Annotated in this window: 20 protein-coding genes; 14 read left to right on the top strand and 6 right to left on the bottom strand. The window is 69.0% G+C overall.

Annotation, left to right across the window (positions count from 1 at the left end; genetic code table 11):
• The first annotated feature begins 30 nt into the window (after positions 1-30).
• The 6 genes from UC35_RS10825 (at position 31) to arsC (ending at position 4,959) form a co-directional block, all read left to right on the top strand.
• Positions 31-1,230: a threonine ammonia-lyase gene (locus UC35_RS10825; RefSeq protein ID WP_061499197.1), complete on the top strand. Its 1,200-nt coding sequence runs from the start codon at positions 31-33 to the stop codon at positions 1,228-1,230.
• Positions 1,230-1,634, top strand: coding sequence for a PaaI family thioesterase (locus UC35_RS10820; protein ID WP_061499195.1), 405 nt, complete (start codon positions 1,230-1,232; stop codon positions 1,632-1,634). The genes UC35_RS10825 and UC35_RS10820 overlap by 1 nt, the downstream gene beginning before the upstream one ends.
• 64 nt (positions 1,635-1,698) lie before the next feature.
• Positions 1,699-1,842, top strand: a complete 144-nt coding sequence (locus UC35_RS24070; RefSeq protein WP_173861254.1) for a hypothetical protein — start codon at positions 1,699-1,701, stop codon at positions 1,840-1,842.
• Between the two features lie 366 nt (positions 1,843-2,208).
• A complete protein-coding gene (locus UC35_RS10815) occupies positions 2,209-4,065 on the top strand; it encodes a phosphoenolpyruvate carboxykinase (GTP) (RefSeq protein WP_061499191.1) in 1,857 nt (618 codons plus the stop codon).
• Positions 4,066-4,192: 127 nt separating this feature from the next.
• Positions 4,193-4,507: a quaternary ammonium compound efflux SMR transporter SugE gene (gene sugE, locus UC35_RS10810; protein WP_061499188.1), complete on the top strand. Its 315-nt coding sequence runs from the start codon at positions 4,193-4,195 to the stop codon at positions 4,505-4,507.
• A gap of 26 nt (positions 4,508-4,533) precedes the next feature.
• The gene (gene arsC, locus UC35_RS10805; protein ID WP_061499185.1) at positions 4,534-4,959 is read left to right on the top strand and encodes an arsenate reductase (glutaredoxin); all 426 of its coding nucleotides are present in this window, start codon (positions 4,534-4,536) and stop codon (positions 4,957-4,959) included.
• A 75-nt stretch (positions 4,960-5,034) separates the two neighbouring features.
• On the opposite strand, the gene UC35_RS23915 is transcribed toward arsC, so the two are convergent.
• Both UC35_RS23915 and UC35_RS10800 read right to left on the bottom strand, forming a co-directional pair.
• Positions 5,035-5,193, bottom strand: coding sequence for a hypothetical protein (locus tag UC35_RS23915; RefSeq protein ID WP_158513885.1), 159 nt, complete (start codon positions 5,191-5,193; stop codon positions 5,035-5,037).
• A 9-nt stretch (positions 5,194-5,202) separates the two neighbouring features.
• Positions 5,203-5,643, bottom strand: coding sequence for a hypothetical protein (locus tag UC35_RS10800; protein WP_061503790.1), 441 nt, complete (start codon positions 5,641-5,643; stop codon positions 5,203-5,205).
• Between the two features lie 112 nt (positions 5,644-5,755).
• Here UC35_RS10800 and UC35_RS10795 point away from each other — a divergent pair, with 112 nt between their 5' ends.
• Positions 5,756-6,709 (top strand): LysR family transcriptional regulator, encoded by a 954-nt coding sequence (locus UC35_RS10795; protein ID WP_061503789.1) that lies wholly within the window; start codon positions 5,756-5,758, stop codon positions 6,707-6,709.
• A 6-nt stretch (positions 6,710-6,715) separates the two neighbouring features.
• Here UC35_RS10795 and UC35_RS23910 read toward each other — a convergent pair whose 3' ends face one another.
• Positions 6,716-6,892, bottom strand: coding sequence for a hypothetical protein (locus UC35_RS23910; RefSeq protein ID WP_158513884.1), 177 nt, complete (start codon positions 6,890-6,892; stop codon positions 6,716-6,718).
• A 173-nt stretch (positions 6,893-7,065) separates the two neighbouring features.
• On the opposite strand from UC35_RS23910, the gene UC35_RS10790 reads away from it, so the two are divergent.
• The 5 genes from UC35_RS10790 (at position 7,066) to UC35_RS10770 (ending at position 11,497) form a co-directional block, all read left to right on the top strand.
• Positions 7,066-7,896 carry a metallophosphoesterase gene (locus UC35_RS10790; RefSeq protein WP_061499183.1) on the top strand — a complete coding sequence of 277 codons (831 nt, stop codon included), beginning with the start codon at positions 7,066-7,068 and terminating at the stop codon, positions 7,894-7,896.
• A gap of 133 nt (positions 7,897-8,029) precedes the next feature.
• Positions 8,030-8,584 (top strand): hypothetical protein, encoded by a 555-nt coding sequence (locus UC35_RS10785; RefSeq protein ID WP_061503788.1) that lies wholly within the window; start codon positions 8,030-8,032, stop codon positions 8,582-8,584.
• 101 nt (positions 8,585-8,685) lie between these two features.
• The gene (locus UC35_RS10780; protein ID WP_061499180.1) at positions 8,686-10,011 is read left to right on the top strand and encodes a D-amino acid dehydrogenase; all 1,326 of its coding nucleotides are present in this window, start codon (positions 8,686-8,688) and stop codon (positions 10,009-10,011) included.
• A 14-nt stretch (positions 10,012-10,025) separates the two neighbouring features.
• The gene (locus UC35_RS10775; protein ID WP_061503787.1) at positions 10,026-10,535 is read left to right on the top strand and encodes a flavin reductase family protein; all 510 of its coding nucleotides are present in this window, start codon (positions 10,026-10,028) and stop codon (positions 10,533-10,535) included.
• Between the two features lie 56 nt (positions 10,536-10,591).
• A complete protein-coding gene (locus UC35_RS10770; protein WP_061499177.1) occupies positions 10,592-11,497 on the top strand; it encodes a DMT family transporter in 906 nt (301 codons plus the stop codon).
• Between the two features lie 2 nt (positions 11,498-11,499).
• Here UC35_RS10770 and UC35_RS10765 read toward each other — a convergent pair whose 3' ends face one another.
• The 3 genes from UC35_RS10765 to UC35_RS10755 all read right to left on the bottom strand — a co-directional run bounded on the left by UC35_RS10765 (position 11,500) and on the right by UC35_RS10755 (position 16,854).
• Complete coding sequence (locus tag UC35_RS10765; RefSeq protein ID WP_061499174.1) at positions 11,500-13,500, bottom strand: acetoacetate--CoA ligase; 2,001 nt, start codon at positions 13,498-13,500, stop codon at positions 11,500-11,502.
• A gap of 124 nt (positions 13,501-13,624) precedes the next feature.
• Complete coding sequence (locus tag UC35_RS10760) at positions 13,625-15,778, bottom strand: galactose oxidase-like domain-containing protein (RefSeq protein ID WP_061499171.1); 2,154 nt, start codon at positions 15,776-15,778, stop codon at positions 13,625-13,627.
• Entirely contained in the window at positions 15,775-16,854 is a 1,080-nt protein-coding gene (locus tag UC35_RS10755) for an HAF repeat-containing protein (protein WP_061499167.1), read from the bottom strand. The genes UC35_RS10760 and UC35_RS10755 overlap by 4 nt, the downstream gene beginning before the upstream one ends.
• A 213-nt stretch (positions 16,855-17,067) precedes the next feature.
• Between UC35_RS10755 and UC35_RS10750 the strand changes: the two genes are divergently transcribed.
• Together UC35_RS10750 and UC35_RS10745 are read left to right on the top strand one after the other, a co-directional pair.
• The gene (locus UC35_RS10750) at positions 17,068-17,670 is read left to right on the top strand and encodes a TetR/AcrR family transcriptional regulator (protein ID WP_061499164.1); all 603 of its coding nucleotides are present in this window, start codon (positions 17,068-17,070) and stop codon (positions 17,668-17,670) included.
• 203 nt (positions 17,671-17,873) lie between these two features.
• Positions 17,874-18,758, top strand: a complete 885-nt coding sequence (locus tag UC35_RS10745) for an alpha/beta hydrolase (protein ID WP_061499161.1) — start codon at positions 17,874-17,876, stop codon at positions 18,756-18,758.
• The last annotated feature ends 61 nt before the right edge of the window (positions 18,759-18,819 follow it).

Here is an 18,819-nt window from a genome sequence, read left to right as displayed (position 1 = left end):
GCTCGTTTGCCGTGGACAATCGCCCCTGACATGATCGAACTCGCCGACATCCAGGCCGCCGCCGCCCGCTTGCACGGGCAGGTGATGGACACGCCCTGCGTGGAATCGCGCACGCTCTCGCACATCACTGGTGCGCAGGTGTTCCTGAAGTTCGAGAACCTGCAGTTCACTGCATCCTTCAAGGAGCGCGGCGCCTGCAACAAGCTGGCGCAACTGAGCGATGAGGAGAAGCGGCGCGGCGTCATCGCGATGAGCGCCGGCAACCACGCCCAGGGCGTGGCCTACCATGCGCAGCGCCTCGGCCTGCGCGCCGTGATCGTGATGCCGCGCTTCACGCCGGGCGTGAAGGTGGAGCGCACCCGCAGCTTCGGCGCCGAGGTGCTGCTGCACGGCGACACCCTGGACGAGGCGCGCAGCCATGCCTTGCAGCTGGCCGCGGCGCAGGAACTCACCTTCGTGCACCCCTATGACGATGAGGCGATCGTCGCCGGCCAGGGAACGGTGGGCATCGAGATGCTGCGGGCGGTGCCGCAGCTGGACACGCTGGTGGTGGCGGTCGGCGGCGGCGGCCTGATCTCGGGCATCGCGGTGGCGGCCAAGGCGATCAAGCCCTCGATCGAGGTGGTGGGCGTGCAGGCGCTGCGCTTTCCCAACATGTTCAACGCGGTCAAGCATGCGGCGCTGCCGCAGGGCGCCAGCACCATCGCCGAAGGCATCGCCGTCGGCACGCCCGGGCACATCACGCGGGCGGTGATCGAGCGCCATGTCGACGACCTGTTGCTGGTGGACGAGGGCGACATCGAGCAGGCGATCGTGATGCTGCTGGAGATCGAGAAGACGCTGGTCGAGGGCGCCGGCGCCGCCGGACTGGCGGCCCTGCTCAAGGAGCCCGGGCGCTTCCGCGGCCGCACCGTCGGCCTGGTGCTGGGCGGCGGCAACATCGACCCCATGCTGCTGGCGGCGATCATCGAGCGCGGCATGGTGCGGGCCGGCCGGCTGGCGCGGGTGCTGGTGAGCGCGCGCGACGTGCCGGGCTCGTTGGCGCGCATCACCGCCATCGTCGGCGAGGCCGGTGCCAACATCGACGAGGTGCACCACCAGCGCGCGTTCACGCTGCTGGCGGCCCAGAATGTGGAGATCGAGCTGGTGCTGCAGACGCGCGGGCGCGACCACATCCAGTCGGTGCTCGAGGCGCTGCACCGCGGCGGATTCCAGGCGAGGGAGCAATGATGGACAAGGAAAAACTGCAGGGGGCGCTGCCCGAGTACTTCGCCCCCTGGGTGCAGGAGCTGGGGCTGGCGGTCGAAAGCTTCGACGGCGACGGCGTGACGCTGAGGTTGCCGCAAGGCGAGCGGCTGTCGCGAGTGGGCGGCATGCTGTGCGGCCAGGCCATGATGGCGGCCGCCGACACCGCCATGGTGCTGGCCCTGATCAACCATTTCGGCGAGTTCCGGCCCTGCACCACCGTGCAGATGAACACCAGCTTCCTCAAGCCCCTGTCCAACCAGGATGCGCTGGTGCAGGCGCGGGTGCTGCGCGCCGGCAAGTCGCTGGCGTTCGGCGAGATCGACCTGCGCGGCGCCGCCGACGGCAAGAGCGTGTGCCGCGCCAGCGTGACCTACGCGCTGCTCTAGGGTGGGCCAGCAGCCCTGGGCTAGAATTCCCGCCAGCTCGACATCCAAGCAGGAACTGACACACATGGCCACCCCCACAACGACGACTGAGCAGACCCCGGCGCATGACGGCGTCGAGTCCGTGGTGCACCTGATGCCCGTGGTGCTGCCCGTCATGGGCGGCGTGCTGATGTTCCTGCTGGCCTTCATCGCCGTCTACATGGCCTGACGGCGCGTCGCGCGTTCGCCCCCGGCTTTTCCCGTTTTCCCCTTCCGCCGCGCAGCTTTGCAGGCCGCGCGGCCGTGCCTTTTGTCACGCCCGGCGCTGGCACGAATGGTCGCGCTTCAAGCTCGCATAACCTCATGCAAGTTCTGCATGAAAATCAGATTGGGCGACAGCCGAGGCCCCGGCTGCTTCCCTAAAATTGGCCTCCCAGCCGACCCGCGGGAAGCGAGACACCCCTCGCGCCCAGCCACTGCCGACCCCGCAGTCCCGCCCGTTGACTGAGCCGAGCCCGATTTCAAAAAGGCAGCGCTCGTCACCTTCCCGAGCTCCGCCTTTCTGAGATCAGGTTTTATTTTCAGGAGCTTTTGGATGAACTCTCCCGTGATGCAAGGCTTGAACTTGCAGACCCCGGCCTTTGTGAAGAACGCGAAGCTGATCGCGTGGGTCGCCGACATGGCGGCACTGTGCAAGCCCGAACGCATCCATTGGTGCGACGGCAGCCAGGAAGAGTACGACGCGCTCTGCCAGCAGCTGGTGGACGCCGGCACCTTCAAGAAGCTCAACGCGGCCAAGCGGCCGAACTCCTACCTGGCCTGGTCCGACCCGAGCGACGTGGCGCGGGTCGAAGACCGCACCTTCATCTGCTCGGCCAAGAAGGAAGACGCCGGCCCGACCAACAACTGGGTCGCTCCGGCCGAGATGCGCGCCACGCTGCAGCCGCTGTTCGATGGCTGCATGCGCGGCCGCACCATGTACGTGGTGCCCTTCTCCATGGGCCCGCTGGGCTCGCCGATCGCCCACATCGGCATCGAGCTGTCCGACAGCCCCTACGTCGCGGTCAACATGAAGATCATGACCCGCATGGGCCGCGCGGTGTACGACGTGCTCGGCGTCAACGGCGAGTTCGTGCCCTGCGTCCACACCGTGGGCGCGCCGCTGCAGCCGGGCGAGAAGGACCAGACCGCCTGGCCCTGCAACAAGACCAAGTACATCGTCCACTACCCGGAAACCCGCGAGATCTGGTCGTACGGCTCGGGCTACGGCGGCAATGCGCTGCTGGGCAAGAAGTGCTTCGCGCTGCGCATCGCCTCGACCATGGGCCGCGACGAAGGCTGGCTGGCCGAGCACATGCTCATCCTGGGCGTGACCAACCCGAAGGGCCGCAAGTACCACGTCGCCGCCGCCTTCCCGTCGGCCTGCGGCAAGACCAACTTCGCGATGCTGATCCCGCCCAAGGGCTTCGAGGGCTGGAAGGTCACGACCATCGGCGACGACATCGCCTGGATCAAGCCCGGCACCGACGGCCGCCTGTACGCGATCAACCCCGAAGCCGGCTATTTCGGCGTGGCGCCCGGCACCAACTTCAAGACGAATCCCAACTGCATGGATTCGCTGAAGCGGGACGTGATCTACACCAACGTCGCGCTGACCGACGACGGCGACGTCTGGTGGGAAGGCATGGACGGTGAGGCCCCGGCCCACGCCATCGACTGGCAGGGCAAGGACTGGACGCCGCAACTGGCCAAGGAGACCGGCGCCAAGGCCGCGCACCCGAACGCCCGCTTCACCGTGGCTGCCACCAACAACCCGGCGCTGGACCCGGCCTGGGACGATCCGGCCGGCGTGCCGATCGACGCCTTCATCTTCGGCGGCCGCCGCTCCACCACGGTGCCGCTGGTGACCGAGGCCAACGACTGGGTGGAAGGCGTGTACATGGCCGCCACCATGGGCTCGGAAACCACCGCCGCCATCATCGGCCAGCAGGGCGTTGTGCGCCGCGATCCGTTCGCCATGCTGCCCTTCGCCGGCTACAACATGAGCGACTACTTCCAGCACTGGCTCAACCTGGGCCGCAAGCTGGAGGCCACCGGCGCCAAGCTGCCCCGGATCTTCACCACCAACTGGTTCCGCAAGGGCGAGGACGGCAAGTTCGTCTGGCCGGGCTACGGCGAGAACATGCGCGTGCTGAAGTGGATGATCGACCGCGTCGAAGGCCAGGCCCGAGGCAACCAACACCCCTTCGGCATCAGCCCGAGCTACGAGGAACTGAACTGGGAAGGCCTGCCCTTCAGCAAGGAGCAGTTCCAGCAGGTGATCGGCATCGACCTGCCCGCCTGGGAGAAAGAGCTGCAGTTACATCACGAGCTGTTCCAGCAGCTGCAGCACCGCCTGCCGCAGGAGCTGAAGGACACCAAGGCCGAGATCGAGCGCCGTCTCGCCGCCTGACGACTTTCCGCACTGATCGGCTGGACCCCAGAGTCCAGCACCGCCGGGTAAGGACGACCTTGCCCGGCTTTTTTCTTGCGGGGACGACCCCGGCTGAGTGGGCGCTCGCTCGCCCCGGGAGTTCGATATGGCCTGGATTGTTCTGGTGGTCGCCGGTCTCTTTGAAGTGGCCTGGGCGATCGGGCTGAAATACACCGACGGCTTTTCCCGCTTCTGGCCCAGCGCCGCCACGCTGGCCGCCATGGTGGTCAGCGTGGTGCTTTTGGGCTGGACGATGCGCACCCTGCCGGTGGGTACCGCCTACGCCGTGTGGACCGGGATCGGCGCGGCCGGGACCGTGCTTCTGGGGGTTATGCTGTTCAACGAGCCGGCCACCCTGGCCCGGCTCGGCTGTGTGGCCCTGATCGTGGCCGGCATCGTGGGCCTGAAGCTCACCGCCTAGGCTGCGCCTTTTGCGAGCTCAAGACAATGCCAGACGTCACCATCTTTCACAACCCGAGCTGCGGCACCAGTCGCAACACGCTGGCCCTCATCCGGCACGCCGGGATCGAACCCCGGGTGGTGGAGTACCTGAAGACCCCGCCGTCCCGCGATGAGCTGCGGGCGCTGCTGAGCGAGATGGGGATCGGTGCGCGCGAACTGCTGCGCGAGAAGGGCACGCCGTACGGCGAGCTGGGCCTGTCGGATCCCAAATGGACCGACGAGCAATTGCTGGACTTCATCCAGCAGCACCCGATCCTGATGAACCGCCCCATCGTCCGCACGCCGCTGGGCACCCGGCTGTGCCGGCCCTCCGAGGCCGTGCTGGAGCTGCTGCCCGTCCCGAAGCTGGCACCCTTCAAAAAAGAGGACGGCGAACTGGTCCAGGACAGCGGGTTGCGGCGCCAGCGCTGACGCTGACGCCACGGCCAATGAAAAAGCCGTTCCTCGGCAAGAGGAACGGCCTTTTTGTTCAGGCGGGGTCGCTGTCTACTTGGCGTGGGCGGCGCTGCGCGCGCTGGCCTGGAACCTTCGCTCCCGGCGCCTGCGCGCCACGCGCAGGGACCAGGCGTCAAGCGCCCGGTGCAAGGGGCCCGGCAGCAGGCGGACGGCGCCGCCCGCCAGTCGCATCAGCAAGAGGGCGGCCATTGCATGCTCTCAGTAGTAGGCGCGGATGTCGCGCACCGCGGCGGCGCTCATCGCGCGGCTGATGTCAGCCATGATGCGGGCATCGGCCAGCGCGGCTTGCCAGTACTGCGCGTCCGCGGCGGCCTGGCGGCGTGCCGCATTCCACGCCTTCACCGCGCCGCGCGCCAGGGCGGCCGCATGGCGTGCCGGCGCGGCCAGCAGGGCCAGCGCGGCAAAGGCCACCGTCCACATGGCGATCCAGGCCACCAGCAGATGGCCCTCGGTCCAGGTGTCCACGACCTGGTTCGCGACCACCAGCAGCGCCGCCACGATGGCCGACAGCAGCAGGGTGGCGGCGGTGCGTGCGCCGTCGAAGCCGCGCGCGAGCTGCTTGACGCTGCCCACGACACGTTCGGCACGCTCGACGCCCGGATGCTGGGCGGGATAGTCGACATGGGCAAAGCTGGTCATGGTTTTCTCCTTGGTATCGCGGGGCAAGATGCCTCGCCGCTTGTCCAAATACTAGGGTTTGCACTGATATATTTCCAATTTAGATTGGTGATGCATATCATTCATGGCAATGATGAAAGTGCTCAACTTCCGCACCCTCGACCTGAACCTCCTGCGCGTGTTCGACCAGGTGATGGCCGAGCGCAACCTGACGCGGGCGGCGCGCAACCTGGCCATGACCCAGCCGGCGGTCAGCAACGCGCTCAACCGCCTGCGCGAGACCCTGGGCGACAAGCTGGTGGTGCGTAGCGGCTACGGCGTGGAGCCGACCCCGCGCGCGCTGGCGCTGTGGCCGGCGGTCGCCGATGCGCTGCGTCAGCTGGAGACCTCGCTCACGCCGGGTCAGTTCGTGGCCTCGCAGGCCGTCACCAGCTTCGTGTTGGCGATGGCGGATGCGACCGCCGCGGAGCTGATGCCGGGCCTGGTCGAGATCATCGAGCGCGACGCACCCGGCGTATCGGTGCGCGTGTTGCCGCTCACCACCCGCGATCCGCGGCGCCTGCTCGACGAGGGCCAGGTGGATCTGGCGGCGGGGTTTTTTCCTGCGGTGCTGGCCGACCTCACCGCCCAGGAGCAGCAGGCCGGGCTGGCGCCCTTCGCTCACGAGCGGCTGTACGACGGCCGTTATGTCTGCGTGATGCGCAAGGGCCACCCGCTGGCCCGGGGGCCGCTCACGGTGGAGCGCTACTGCAAGGCGCATCACCTGCTGGTGAGCTTCTCGGGGCGGCCATTCGGCCTGGTGGACGAGGCGCTGGCCTCGCTCGGCAAGAAGCGGCGCGTGGTGCTGACGGTGAATCAGTTCTTCACGGCGGGACGGGTGGTCGCCAACTCGGACCTGCTGACGGTCCTGCCCAGCCACTTCATCAACGTCACTGGCATCGCCGACCAGCTGATGCTGCGCGAACTGCCGTTCGAGGTCCCGCCGGTGCACGTGGATTCGCTGTGGCACCGGCGGCAGGGCCAGCGCAGCGACCACGCCTGGCTGCGGCTGGCCGTGGCCGCCGCCTCCAGGAAGGCTTTCGCCTGAAACGCGTCAGCGCACGACGCGCAGGTAGGCCAGCGCGGCCCCCCGCAGCTCGGCCGCCTGGCGCGGGTTGTTGCCGGCCCGGGCTTCGGCCCGCTCCAGCAGCAGTCGGGGAATCGCGGCATGGCCGAGGCGACCCCGCGTGGGAGCCATCAGCCGGAAGATCTGGGCAAACAGGGCGTACATAGGTTTTTCTCGGGGAAGTCTGGCGCTAGTCCAGGATGACTTAAGCATAAGGGTTTTCCCTAGGAATGCAAGCCACGACCGGGCTCGGCCCGATGCCGTTGCGGCATGAGGGCTTGCGCAGCCCACATCGGCACCCCGCGAGCTCTGCCGCGGCGCCTCGCACAATAGGCGCCGTGAAGATCCAGCTGCTGTCCGACCTGCACCTCGAAGTCCAGCCGGACGTGCGGCCTACGCCGGCGCCCGGCGCCGAGCTGCTGGTGCTGGCCGGGGACATCGGCTCCTACCAGGGCGGCAGCCGGCTGAGCGGCGACGACTTTGGCCTGGCGCGCTTTTCCCCGCGCCACGGCTGGCCCACGCCGGTACTGTTCGTGCCGGGCAACCACGAGTACGACTGCTTCGATTTCGACGAAGCGCATGCGCGCTTGCGCGAAACCTGCGAGCGCCTGGGGATGATCTGGCTGGAGCGCGAGACGCTGATGCTCGACGGCGTGCGCTTCATCGGCACCACGCTATGGACCGACTTCGATGCGCTGGCGACGGCCGAGGACCGGGCGGCCCAGAGCCCGGCGCAGTTGCTGCGAAAGCGCGAGAAAGCCTTCCGGGCCGCCAACTACTACCTGCGCAAGGCCGGCACCACGCGCCGGGGGGAAGCCTGGCTGGCCGAAGGTTGGCGCGAACAGGCCCTGCTGTGTCAGGACTGGCTGCGCGAGGCGCTGGTGGCACCGTTCGACGGCTGCACCGTGGTGGTGACGCACTTTGCACCGAGCCTGCGCAGCGCCGATCCCCGTTATGGGCTGACGCCCGGCACGGCCGGCTTCTGCAATGCGCTGCCGGCGTTCCTGGCCCAGGCGCAATGGTGGCTGCACGGCCATCTGCACTGCCAGCAGAACTACATCGAAGCCGGGTGCCGGGTGGTCGCCAACACGCTGGGGTATGCCGCCAAGGGCGAGCAGGACGGCTTTCGCCCCCACCTCGTACTGGACTTGGGCGCGCCTCATCGCTGACCGAAGGCGCGCATCTTGCGTGCAGCACACCCGGTACGGGTTACTTTCATCTACACCTTGCCTTGTGGTCTTTACACAAGCGATGAGATGCAGCTGAACCCCGTGTGGAACACTGCACTGCGTGGAGGCCACGATGAGAAGAACGATCTGGACCCCGACGCTGTCATGGCTGGCCGCCGTGAGTGTGGCCCTGGCCCTGGCACTGGCAGCGCCCAGCGAAACCAACGTGATGGGGCGGCTGCCGACGCTCTTCGCCAAGCGGCTGGACCAGCAGCAGGTGGTGCTGCCGCACCAGCTCCCGGCGGAGCGCACGCTTGCGCTTGTCGCCTTCACGCGCCACCAGCGCGCCGAGATCGACAGCTGGATCCAGGGCCTGCGCCTGGATCAGGACACCAGCATCCCGTGGTTCCGGATGTCGGTGGTGAACGACCCGGGCAGCGAGAGCGCGCGCACTGCGATCGAGAACAAACTGCTCGCACGCCATCCGTCGGAGTCCGAGCGTTCGCGGCTGGTGCCGGTCTTCACCGACCGCCAGGCCTTCGCGCGCGCGGCCGGCATCTCCGGCACCGAGCGCGCCTCGATCCTGGTGCTGGATCGCCAGGGCAAGGTGCTGGCGCGGGCCGAAGGCAAGTACGACGAGGCCAAGGCGCAGGCCCTGCGCGAGACGCTGCTCGCGCGCAACGACTGATCCTCGGGCGGCGCTCCGCGCCCGCGCCGCCGGCGCCGCGTTTTGCCTTACAGTGTGATGTCGCCCCTGCCCACGAGGCCTGGGGCGTTCCTACCTGTCGCATGAGAGTTCTTGTCCTCGGCGCCGGCATCATCGGCATCAGCAGCGCCTGGCACTTGCAGGAGCGCGGCCATGACGTCACTGTCGTGGACCGCCAGCCCGATGCCGCGCGCGAAACCAGCTTCGCCAATGCAGCGCAGATCTCGGTGAGCTATTGCGAGCCCTGGGCCAACCGGCATGCGCCGGCCAAGCTGCTCAAGTGGATGTTTCGCAGCGACGCGCCGCTGCTGTTCCGGCCGCGCCTGGACTGGCGGCAGTGGCGCTGGGGCCTGAAGTTCCTGGCCCAGTGCAACGACACCGCGTTCGAGCGCAACGTGCGGCAGCTGGTGGCGCTGGGCGCCTACAGCCACGCGGCGCTGAAGGACATCGTGCGCGCGACCGGCATCGAGTACCAGCGCCTGGAGCGCGGCATCGCGCACTACTTCACCGATCCGCGCTCGTTCGAGGACGCCGCCCGCGCGGCGCAGCTCATGCAGAAGTTCGGCGTGGAGCGCAAGGTCGTGACGCGCGAGGAGCTGCTCGCCATCGAGCCGGCCTTCCGGCCCTTCGCGCACGCGATCGTCGGCGGCACCTACACCGCCAGCGACGAGAGCGGCGACGCGCGCCTGTTCACCGAGCAGCTCGCCCGGCTGTGCGCGGCGCGCGGGGTGCAGTTTCTCTACGAACACGATGTGCTGCGCCTGGACCAGCGCGGCGGCGAGCTGGCCGCGGTGGAGACGCGCGACCGCCGCAGCGGCGAGGTGCAGCGCCTGTCGGCCGAGGCGGTCGTAGTGGCTTCCGGCTCCCACAGCGCCGGGCTGCTGCGCGGCGCGGGCGTCGACCTGCCGATCTATCCGGGCAAGGGCTACAGCGCGACGTTCCGGCTGCTCAAGCCGGAACTCGCGCCTTACGTCAGCACCATCGACGACGAGGTGAAGTGCGCGATCAGCCGGCTGGGCGACGAATTGCGGGTGGCCGGCACCATCGAGCTGTCGGGCTATGACCTGTCGCTGGACACGCCGCTGGCGAAGGCGCGCTGCCGCATGCTGGCCGACCGCGTCGAGAAAGTGTTGCCGGGCGTCTGCGACACCCGCGGCGAGAGCGAGGGCGGCAACCCGCGCTACTGGGCGGGCCTGCGCCCGGCCACGCCCACCAACATCCCCTACATCGGGCGCACGCGGGTCGCGCGGCTGTGGGTCAACGCGGGGCACGGCACGCTGGGCTGGACGCACGGCGCCGGTTCCGGCAAGGCCATCGCCGAACTCATCAGCGGCCGCCAGCCGCAGATGGCTTTCCATTTCTACGGCTTCGGCGCGCCCGGCGACAAGTGGTCGCCGCAGGCCGCCTGAGGCCCCGCATGGCCATGAGCCCGCCCATCAAAGCCACGCCGCCCGGCTTCTCGGCGCTGGAGTTCCGCACCGCCCTCGGCATGTTCGCCACCGGGGTGACCATCGTGACCGCGCGCGCCGCCGACGGCCAGGTGATCGGCCTGACCGCCAACTCCTTCAATTCGGTGTCGCTCGCGCCGCCGCTGGTGCTCTGGAGCCTGGCGCAGGCGGCGGCGTCGCTGGCGGTGTTCCGTGCCGGCTCGCACTACGCGATCAACGTGCTGGCCCGCGAGCAGAAGGCGCTGGCGGAGCGCTTTGCCTCGCGCGGCAACGACCGCTGGAGCGGCGTGAGCTTCATCGAAGGCAACGGCGGCGCGCCGCTGCTCGAAGGCGCGGCCGCGACCTTCGAGTGCTTCAACCGCAGCCGCTATGAGGAAGGCGACCACGTGATCTTCGTCGGCGAAGTGGAGCGCTGCAGCTGGCGCGCCGGGGCCTCGCCGCTGCTGTTCCACGGCGGACGCTACTACACCGAGCACCCGCTCTGAGTCCGGGAGACTCCTAGCCGACAGCGCGTTTCGGGCGCCGTCGCTAACATCGCTCGATGACCGCAAGAAAGGCGCACCTCGATTCACTCGCGATCTCACTGCTGCTGGCGTGCTGCCTGTTCTGGGGCTTCCAGCAAATCCTGATCAAGACCACCGTCGGTGAAGTGCCGCCGCTATGGCAGGCGGCGATCCGCTTCGCCGGCGCCACCCTGTTGCTGTGGCTCTGGTGCCTGGCGCGCCGGGTCCCGCTGTTCGCGCGCGACGGCACCCTGGGCCCCGGCCTGCTGGCCGGCCTGCTGTTCGCCGCCGAATTCAGCTGCATCTACCTGGGGCTGCGCGAGACCACCGCCTCGCGCCTGACGGTCTTCCTCTACACCTCGCCCTTCGTGGTGGCGGCGCTGCTGCCGCGGCTGGTGCCTTCGGAGACCTTGCGCGCAGTGCAGTGGACGGGGCTGCTGATCGCATTCGCCGCCGTCGCCGTCGCCTTCAGCGAGGGCTTCGCCGGCGGCGCCACGGCGCGCCACCTGCGCGGCGACGCGCTGGCGCTGGCGGCGGGCGTGCTGTGGGGCCTGACGACCCTGGTGATCCGCGCGAGCGCCATGGCCACGGCGAGCGCCGAGAAGACCCTGTTCTACCAGGTGGCGGTGACCGCGGCGGTGGCGCCGCTGCTGTCGCTGGCGCTGGGCGAAAGCTGGTCGCTGCAGTATTCGGCCTACGCCTGGAGCTCGCTGGCGGTGCAGACCGTGATCGGCGCCTTCGCCAGCTACCTGGCCTGGATGTGGCTGCTGCGGCACTACCCGGCCACGCAGATGTCCTCGTTCACCTTCCTCACGCCGGTGTTCGCGCTGGTGTTCGGCGTCGCCCTGCTGCGCGAGCCGCTGACGGCGCAACTGGTGCTGGCGCTGGCGGGCGTGGCGCTGGGCATCGTGCTGGTGAACCGCCGGCCCGCCACCACGCGCTAGTGTCAGCTGGCGCTGCGCTCGCGCGCCAGCTCGACATACCAGGCCAGGCATTCCGGATTGGCCATCGCGTCCTGGTTGAGCACCTTTTCGATCGGCTGGCCGAGCAGCAGCTTCTTGATCGGCAGCTCCTGCTTCTTGCCGGACAGGGTGCGCGGAATCTGGGCGACCGCATAGACCTGGTCGGGCAGGAAGCGCGGCGAGAGCGCGTCGCGGATCGCGCCGTTGATCTTCGCTTTCATCGCCGCGTCCAGGGCCTGGCCCTCGCGCAGCACCACGAACAGCGGCATCCAGCTGGGGCGTCCCAGGTACTCGAGGTCGACCACCATCGAGTCCAGCACCTCGGGCAGCGCCTCGACCGCCCGATACAGCTCGCTGGTGCCCATGCGCAGGCCGTGGCGGTTGATGGTGGCGTCGCTGCGGCCATAGATGATGCAGCCGCCGGCCGGCGTGACCTTGAGCCAGTCGCCGTGGCGCCAGACGCCGGGGTAGGTGTCGAAATAGCTGCCGAGGTAGCGCCGGCCGCCCTCGTCGCCCCAGAAGAACAGCGGCATCGAGGGGATCGGCTTGGTGCACACCAGCTCGCCCACTTCATCGACCACCGGCTGGCCCGCCTCGTTCCAGGCTTCGACCGCGCAACCGAGCAGGCGGCATTGCATCTCGCCGGGCAACTGCGGCAGCTCGCGGTTGCCGCCGATGAACGCGCCGGCGAAGTCGGTGCCGCCGGAGATGTTGCACCACCAGATGTCGGGGGTGCCGAGGCCGCGGAACTGGGCGCTGCCCCAGTGCTGCACGTCGGCACTGAGCGGCGAGCCGGTGGTGCCGAGCGCGCGCACGCGCCGCAGGTCACCGCAGGCCGCCAACTCCAGGCCCGCCTTCATGCAGTTGGCGAAGAACGCGGCGCCGGCGCCGAAGAAGGTGGCGCCCACCTCGGCGGCGAAGCGCCACAGCACGCCCCAGTCCGGCTTGTCCTTGGGGCCGCTCGGGCTGCCGTCGTAGATGCAGATCGTGGTGCCGTTGAGCAGGCCCGCGACCTGGGCGTTCCACATCACCCAGCCGGTGGAGCTGTACCAGTGGTAGCGCTCGCCGAAGCTGTTCGCCTGGTAGCTGCAGCCGATGTCGTCATGCAGCACCGTCAGCACGAGCGCGACCAGCACCGTGCCGCCGTGGCCGTGCACGATGGGCTCGGGCAATCCGGTGGTGCCGCTGGAATACACGATCCACAGCGGATGGTCGAACGGCAGCCAGACCGGCTCGAAGGCGTCGACCTCGGCGCCTCGTTGCGCGGCGGCCTGGGTGAAGTCGGCGCAGGGCGCGAGCGCCGCGGCATCGGCGCCCAGGGCCTCGAGCAACACCAGGTGCGTGACGCTGGGCAGGCCGGCGCGCAACTGCGCCACCACCTCGACCCGGTCGATCGCCTTGCCGGCGTAGCGCACGCCGTCGCAGGCGATCAGCACCTTGGGCTCGATCTGCTTGAAGCGGTCGAGCACCGCGTTCGTTCCCATGTCGGGGGCGCACAGGCTCCACACGCCGCCGATGCTGACGGTCGCCAGGAAGGCCACCACGGTTTCCGGGACGTTCGGCAGGTAGGCCGCCACGCGATCACCCGGCTGCACGCCCTGCGCCCGCAGGTGCAGCGCCAGCGCGGCGACCTGCGCGCGAAGCTCGCGCCAGCCGACCTCGCGCTGCTCGCCGGCTTCGTTGCGCGCCACGACGGCCGGCAGGCCCGCCGCATCCGCGGCGTCCACGTGCCGCAGCAGCTGGTGGACGTAGTTGAAGCTTGCGCCCTCGAACCAGCGTGTGTCCGGCATCTTCTCCTCGGCCAGTACCGACTGCGCGGGGGTCGGCGAGTGCAGCTCGAAATAGTCCCACACCGATTGCCAGAAGGCGGACAGGTCCGAGGTCGACCAGCGCCACAGCTCGTCGTACGAAGCGAACGCGAGGCCGCGCTGCTCGCGCAGCCAATGTTGGTAGAGCCTGAGCTGTGGAACGTAAGGGGCGCCCATGCCCCAAGCTTAAGTCACGCCCAGCGGCGATGTGAACGGGACTGCGCGGGTTGACGGACGCGCACTCGGGCAGCGCGGGACGTGCCCGGGCCGGGCGGGCCTTGGTCGCACTTCTTCCCCGCGCTCAAGGGCAGGTCGTGGGTCCCCAGTAGCTGGGGGTCCACTCGGGCGCCGAATTCACATTCCACACCGACGCCCCCACCACCTTCGCAACGTAGTAGTTGCCCAGCCTCGTTACTTTCTCGCCGCCCACATAGCGCAGGTTCGCGTCCCAGTTGGGATAAGGCACACAGGCCTGCCCCGGTGCTGGTGCTGGTGCTGGTGCTGGTGCTGGTGCTGGCGCTGGTGCCGGTGCCGGTGCCGGTGCCGGCCCGGTCGGCGGGCAGGTCGTGACGTCCCAGTAGCTGGGTGTCCACTCCGGCGGTGAGCCCACGTTCCACACCGAGGCACCCACCGCCCTGGCAATGTAGTAGTTGCCCAGCCTCGTCACCCGTTCGCCGCCCACATAGCGCCTGTTCGGGTCCCAGTTGGGATAGGGCACACAGGCCTGCCCCGGTGCAGGTGCAGGTGCAGGTGCAGGTGCAGGTGCAGGTGCAGGTGCAGGGGCAGGGGCAGGTGCCGGTGCCGGCGCGGGCGTCGTGCAAGTCGCGGGGTCCCAGTAAGCAGGGGTCCATTCCGGCGGCGAGCCCACATTCCACACCGAGTCACTCACCACCCTGGCAATGTAGGTCTTGCCCAGCCTGGTCACCCTCTCGCCGCCCACATAGCGCGTGCTTGGATTCCATTCGGGCCCACAGCCGGTGCCAGGCCCCGGTGGCGGAGCAGGCGGCGGCGGCGGAGGTGGTGGCGGCGGTGGCGCCGTGCCGCTGATCCGCACAATGCTGCCGACGGACGGCACGCCGCTGCCGTTGACGATGAACAGCATGTAGTGCCCGGGCGGCGCCAGATTGGCATTGGCCGGGGTGGTGACGCTCACCGTGCCCGCCCCACGCGTGAACGGCAGCACGTTCAAGCGCTGGTTCATGTCGAACGCGTGGGTGGGAGACCCCAGCCGGATCAGCGTCACCTTGGCGATGCTGGCCGCATCCGGGCTCTGCACCGTGAATTGCTGGCCCCAGCCGATGGACGCCGGCACGCCACTCATCGTCGGGCGTGCGCCCTTGAACAGGTACGGCGGCGAGAACACTTCGACCTCCGCCATGCGATCGCTGCTGGTCCTCTCGCCACCATTCGTCACCACTCGGCCGTCGGGCAGGAGCATGGCCGAAGAGTGGTAGAGCCGTGGCACCGATGCGCTGGCCAGCGTGGTCCAGGTCTCGGTGGCAGGGTTCCACAATTCCGCCGCGAAGACGGGTGATGTCGCGTCGTTGTGCCCGAAGCCGGATGTGCCGCCGGTCACCAGCACCGTGCCATCGGGCAAGAGCGTGCTGTTCAGGTGGCGTCGGCGAATGCTCATGGGCGCCACCGAACGCCACGACGGCGACGCCGCGTTCAGGTCGATGACCTCCGCCGTGGCCGTCGGCGGATCGGAAGCTCCCCCCGTCACCAGGATCTTGCCGTCCGCGTACATGGCGGCGGTGCCGTAGTCGCGCCAGCCGAAATTGCGGAAGGCCACCAAGGACCATGTGCCAGCGCCGGCCGTGTCCAGCCAGCGGGTGACGTTGGTCGGGCCGACGTCGATCACCCTGCCGTTCGGCGCGAGGAACATCATGGGGTACAGCCCCTGGTTCAGCTGCGCGCCAGTCAGGTTGCGCCAGGTGTTCGTCGCCGCCTGGTACACCTGCGGAAGCGGGTTCACGCCAATGGATGTATCGATCTGTCCGGAGACCACCAGCACGTCGCCGTTTGGCAGAGTGGTCAAGGTCGGGTACCAGCGACCGGCATTCATGTCGGGCACCGCGGTCCAGCTGTTGGTGGCCGGGTTGTAGATGCTGGTCTTCGCCAGCCCGACGAAGTCCGCGATATGGCCGCCGGCGATGAGCACCCGTCCATCGTGCAAGAGCGTGTGCCCTGCACAGAACAGGTCGTAGCCGGCATGGGGCGGGATGGTGATCGCCTGGGTGATCGGGTCCCAAATCCGCTCGACCCTGTCGCGGCCGAAGATCAGGACCCTGCCGTTGGGCAGCACGACATTGTGGACGGCGGACTCGGGAAGATTCTGCAGTCTGGTCCATTGGCCCGTGACGCTGGGCTGTGCGTTCGCGGCGCCCGGCGACATGAAACAGGTTGCGACCAGCAGGCCTGGCAGGGCGGCCACGAGGCAATGGCGCGAGTTCACGGGCCGCCTCCCGAACGAATGAGCAGGAACACCCGCACGGGGAGATCATGCTCATCCTCGTGCGCGTGTTCCGCTCCATGCCCGGCGGGGATGTCGTGCCCGGTCGCGATGATCGTGCCGTTGTTGTTAATGCCGACTGCCTTGGTCAGCCTGAATGCCGATGGCGGGATGAGGCTGTTCAGGTCCTGGATGCCACCGCTGCCCGGCCACAGCACGGCCCGGCTGTTGGAGGTACCCACGATGTCCCCGGAGCCATTGATGCCGAAGGCCTGGCTGAAATCACCGCCCGCCAGCGTGCCGAGATCGACGGCCGCGGCATTCGAACGCCACACCGTCGCGCGGCGCGTGCCGGACGCGTTGGCCGAATAGCCGGCCACATCACCGCGCGCATTGATCGCGCTGGCTTCACCGGTGGCGTCGCCCGCCAGCAGTGGCAACTCGGTGGGCGGCTGGCCCTTGGGCCACAAGATGGGCCGTTGCCCTGCCGCAGTGCTCGCGCTTCCCACGACATCGCCGCGCTCGTTGATGTCGATCGCGCGAGTGCCTGAGACATTCGGTACCCCGGGCAATGCGCTTGGCGTGCCGCTGGCATCCCACACCACGGCGCGCTGGCCGCCCGCCCCGCTGGAGAAGCCAACGGCCTGGCCCTGTTTGTCGACCCCATAGGCCGCGCTCGAGGTGTCGCCGCTGAGGGGTGGCAGTTCCCTGACCGCCCCGGCCTGGGTACCGGCGAACGCCCGAAGGGCTGATTCGGTATTGGAGCTGCCCACAAGAGCGCCGCCATCGTTCTGCCCGTAGACGATCGTGTCGTCGGTGTTGCCCAGCCCGGAAATCTGCCGCACCGCCCCGGCGGCCAACAGCAGTCCTTTTCGCTGGCCGCCCGCGCTGCTGCCGGTGCCCGCCAGCGTGCCGCCTCCCACACCTTCGTTCTTCAAGTTGGGTCCGCGGACAACCGCCGCGTTGCCTTGCGCCAACGTGGCAACGTCGACCACCCTGTAGCTTTGCGCGGTGGCGCCGCCGCCCACCAGCAGCAGCATCGCGGGGATGAGCCGCGAGGTCCACTTGTGTGAACCCATACGTCCCCTCATTGAACTCTCGAGGCCTGTTTAGACTTTGTTTCCCTGGCCGGCGTTCGGACATGTAGCCGGCTTTACGCACGGTCACTGATGCAGCGCGGCTCGCCGGACGGCGCAAATCCTGCCAAGCCTGATCTTTGGGATGCACGAGCGCCATGACCCCAAGGCCGGCGCAGTCTTGCTATTTCGCACGTGCGTGCTATTATGTGCCGCATGGATGCCAAGACCCAGAAGAGCGAGCTCACCCGCGCTGCCATCGTCGGCGCGGCGCTGGACCTCGCGGCTTCGGACGGGCTGGAAGCGATCAGCCTGCAAGAAGTGGCCGACCGCATCGGGCTGTCCAAGAGCGGTGTCTTCTCGCGGGTGGGCTCGCGCGAGGCCCTGCAGAAGGCGGTCATCGACGAGTTCAGCCGGCGCTTCATCGCCGACGTGTTCGTCCCGGCCATGCAGCAGCCCAAGGGGCTGCCGCGGCTGGAGGCGATCATGCAGCGCTGGTTGCTGCGCACCCGCGATGACGAGGCAGAGACCGGCTGCATCTTCTCGGCCGGCGCCTTCGAACTCGACGACCGCGAGGGGCCGCTGCGCGACCACTTGCACGGCGAGGTGGTCCGCTGGCGCGCGGCGCTGCGGCGCACCATCCTGCAGGCGATGGATGCGCGCCACCTCAAGCCCGACACCGACCCCGACCAGCTGGCCAGCGAGTTGTATTCGCTGATGCTGGGCATGATTCACGACGTGCGCTTCATGCGCGACGGCCGCGCCTTCGAGCGCACGCAGGCGACCCTGCAGCGCCTGCTCGCCACCTACAAGACCTAGAAGACGGAGACATGCAGTCCCTCGCTCATTTCACCCGGCCATATTTCGCACAGTCGTGCGAAGAAAGGATCCTGCCATGCTGACCCTTGTCCTGATCGCGGCCCTGTACGGGCTGGTGCGCGGCGCCATCGCCGCCGTCGCGTCGTGGCGCGCGCTGCCGCACCGCAACGACGACATGGTGTTTTTTTGAACCGGGAGTTGAGATGACCCGCACCGCTGTCCAGGCCACCTCCGAGTTCTACCAGGCCAGTCCCGCCGTGCGCCTGTTCCGCCTGGCGATCACGGCGTCGCAGCGCGTCTGGCCCGCGCTGGCCGTGCGCGCCGCCTGCCGGCTGTTCCTCACGCCGCTGCCGCCGAAATGGATGCATCGGCGCAAACGCTGGGATGCGCAGTGGCGGATTGAACGCTGGCCGTTCGAGGACGCCAGCCTCACCCTCTATTCACCGGCCGCGGCACCGCACGGCCCGGTCGTGCTGCTGGTGCACGGCTGGGGCGGCCATGCCGGCCAGCTGCTGCCCCTGGCCGAGACGCTGGCCGCGCAGGGCCTGCGGCCGGTGCTGGTGGAGATGCCGGCGCACGGCCGCAGCGCCGGCGCGACCAGCACGCTGCCGCAGTTCACCCGCGCCATCGACTATGTGGCCGCGCGCCTGCGGCAGCAGGGCTTCCAGCTGCGCGCGCTGGTCGGGCACTCGCTGGGCGCCAGCGCCGGCGCCCTGGTCGCCAGCCGCGGCCTGCCGGTCGACCGGCTGGTGCTGCTGGCGCCGCCGGCCTCGCCGCCGGAATACACGCGGCTGTTCGCCCATGTGTTCGGGCTGACCGAGGCGACGCGCGCGGCGATGCAGCGCCGCATCGAGGCGCGCGAGGGCCTGCTGATGCCGCAGTTCGAGCCGGACGCCGTCGGCCCGCGCATCCACATGCCGACGCTGGTGGTGCACGACCGCCAGGACAGCATCAACCGTTTCGCCGACGGTCAGGCCTACGCGCATGCGGTGCGCGGCGCCCAGTTGCTGGCCACCGAGGGCCTGGGGCACCGGAAGATCCTGAAGGACGCCCAGGTGCTCGGGCGGGTGGCGATCTTTCTCGCGTGAGCTGAGGGGCCCCTCCCCCCTCCCCCGGGCGTGCCGCTTGCGCGCGCCCGGGGCAGCCCCT

This window comes from Ramlibacter tataouinensis, assembly GCF_001580455.1.
Lineage (GTDB): Bacteria > Pseudomonadota > Gammaproteobacteria > Burkholderiales > Burkholderiaceae_C > Ramlibacter > Ramlibacter tataouinensis_B.
Note: the sequence above shows the minus strand (reverse complement) of the source record. Positions and strands in the feature narration are given on the sequence as shown.

Coding starts and splice junctions, on each gene's coding strand:
- UC35_RS10825 (WP_061499197.1), top strand. CDS start 31: ATGATCGAACTCGCCGACATCCAGGCCGCCGCCGCCCGCTTGCACGGG.
- UC35_RS10820 (WP_061499195.1), top strand. CDS start 1,230: ATGGACAAGGAAAAACTGCAGGGGGCGCTGCCCGAGTACTTCGCCCCC.
- UC35_RS24070 (WP_173861254.1), top strand. CDS start 1,699: ATGGCCACCCCCACAACGACGACTGAGCAGACCCCGGCGCATGACGGC.
- UC35_RS10815 (WP_061499191.1), top strand. CDS start 2,209: ATGAACTCTCCCGTGATGCAAGGCTTGAACTTGCAGACCCCGGCCTTT.
- sugE (WP_061499188.1), top strand. CDS start 4,193: ATGGCCTGGATTGTTCTGGTGGTCGCCGGTCTCTTTGAAGTGGCCTGG.
- arsC (WP_061499185.1), top strand. CDS start 4,534: ATGCCAGACGTCACCATCTTTCACAACCCGAGCTGCGGCACCAGTCGC.
- UC35_RS23915 (WP_158513885.1), bottom strand. CDS start 5,193: ATGGCCGCCCTCTTGCTGATGCGACTGGCGGGCGGCGCCGTCCGCCTG.
- UC35_RS10800 (WP_061503790.1), bottom strand. CDS start 5,643: ATGACCAGCTTTGCCCATGTCGACTATCCCGCCCAGCATCCGGGCGTC.
- UC35_RS10795 (WP_061503789.1), top strand. CDS start 5,756: ATGAAAGTGCTCAACTTCCGCACCCTCGACCTGAACCTCCTGCGCGTG.
- UC35_RS23910 (WP_158513884.1), bottom strand. CDS start 6,892: ATGTACGCCCTGTTTGCCCAGATCTTCCGGCTGATGGCTCCCACGCGG.
- UC35_RS10785 (WP_061503788.1), top strand. CDS start 8,030: ATGAGAAGAACGATCTGGACCCCGACGCTGTCATGGCTGGCCGCCGTG.
- UC35_RS10780 (WP_061499180.1), top strand. CDS start 8,686: ATGAGAGTTCTTGTCCTCGGCGCCGGCATCATCGGCATCAGCAGCGCC.
- UC35_RS10775 (WP_061503787.1), top strand. CDS start 10,026: ATGAGCCCGCCCATCAAAGCCACGCCGCCCGGCTTCTCGGCGCTGGAG.
- UC35_RS10770 (WP_061499177.1), top strand. CDS start 10,592: ATGACCGCAAGAAAGGCGCACCTCGATTCACTCGCGATCTCACTGCTG.
- UC35_RS10765 (WP_061499174.1), bottom strand. CDS start 13,500: ATGGGCGCCCCTTACGTTCCACAGCTCAGGCTCTACCAACATTGGCTG.
- UC35_RS10755 (WP_061499167.1), bottom strand. CDS start 16,854: ATGGGTTCACACAAGTGGACCTCGCGGCTCATCCCCGCGATGCTGCTG.
- UC35_RS10750 (WP_061499164.1), top strand. CDS start 17,068: ATGGATGCCAAGACCCAGAAGAGCGAGCTCACCCGCGCTGCCATCGTC.
- UC35_RS10745 (WP_061499161.1), top strand. CDS start 17,874: ATGACCCGCACCGCTGTCCAGGCCACCTCCGAGTTCTACCAGGCCAGT.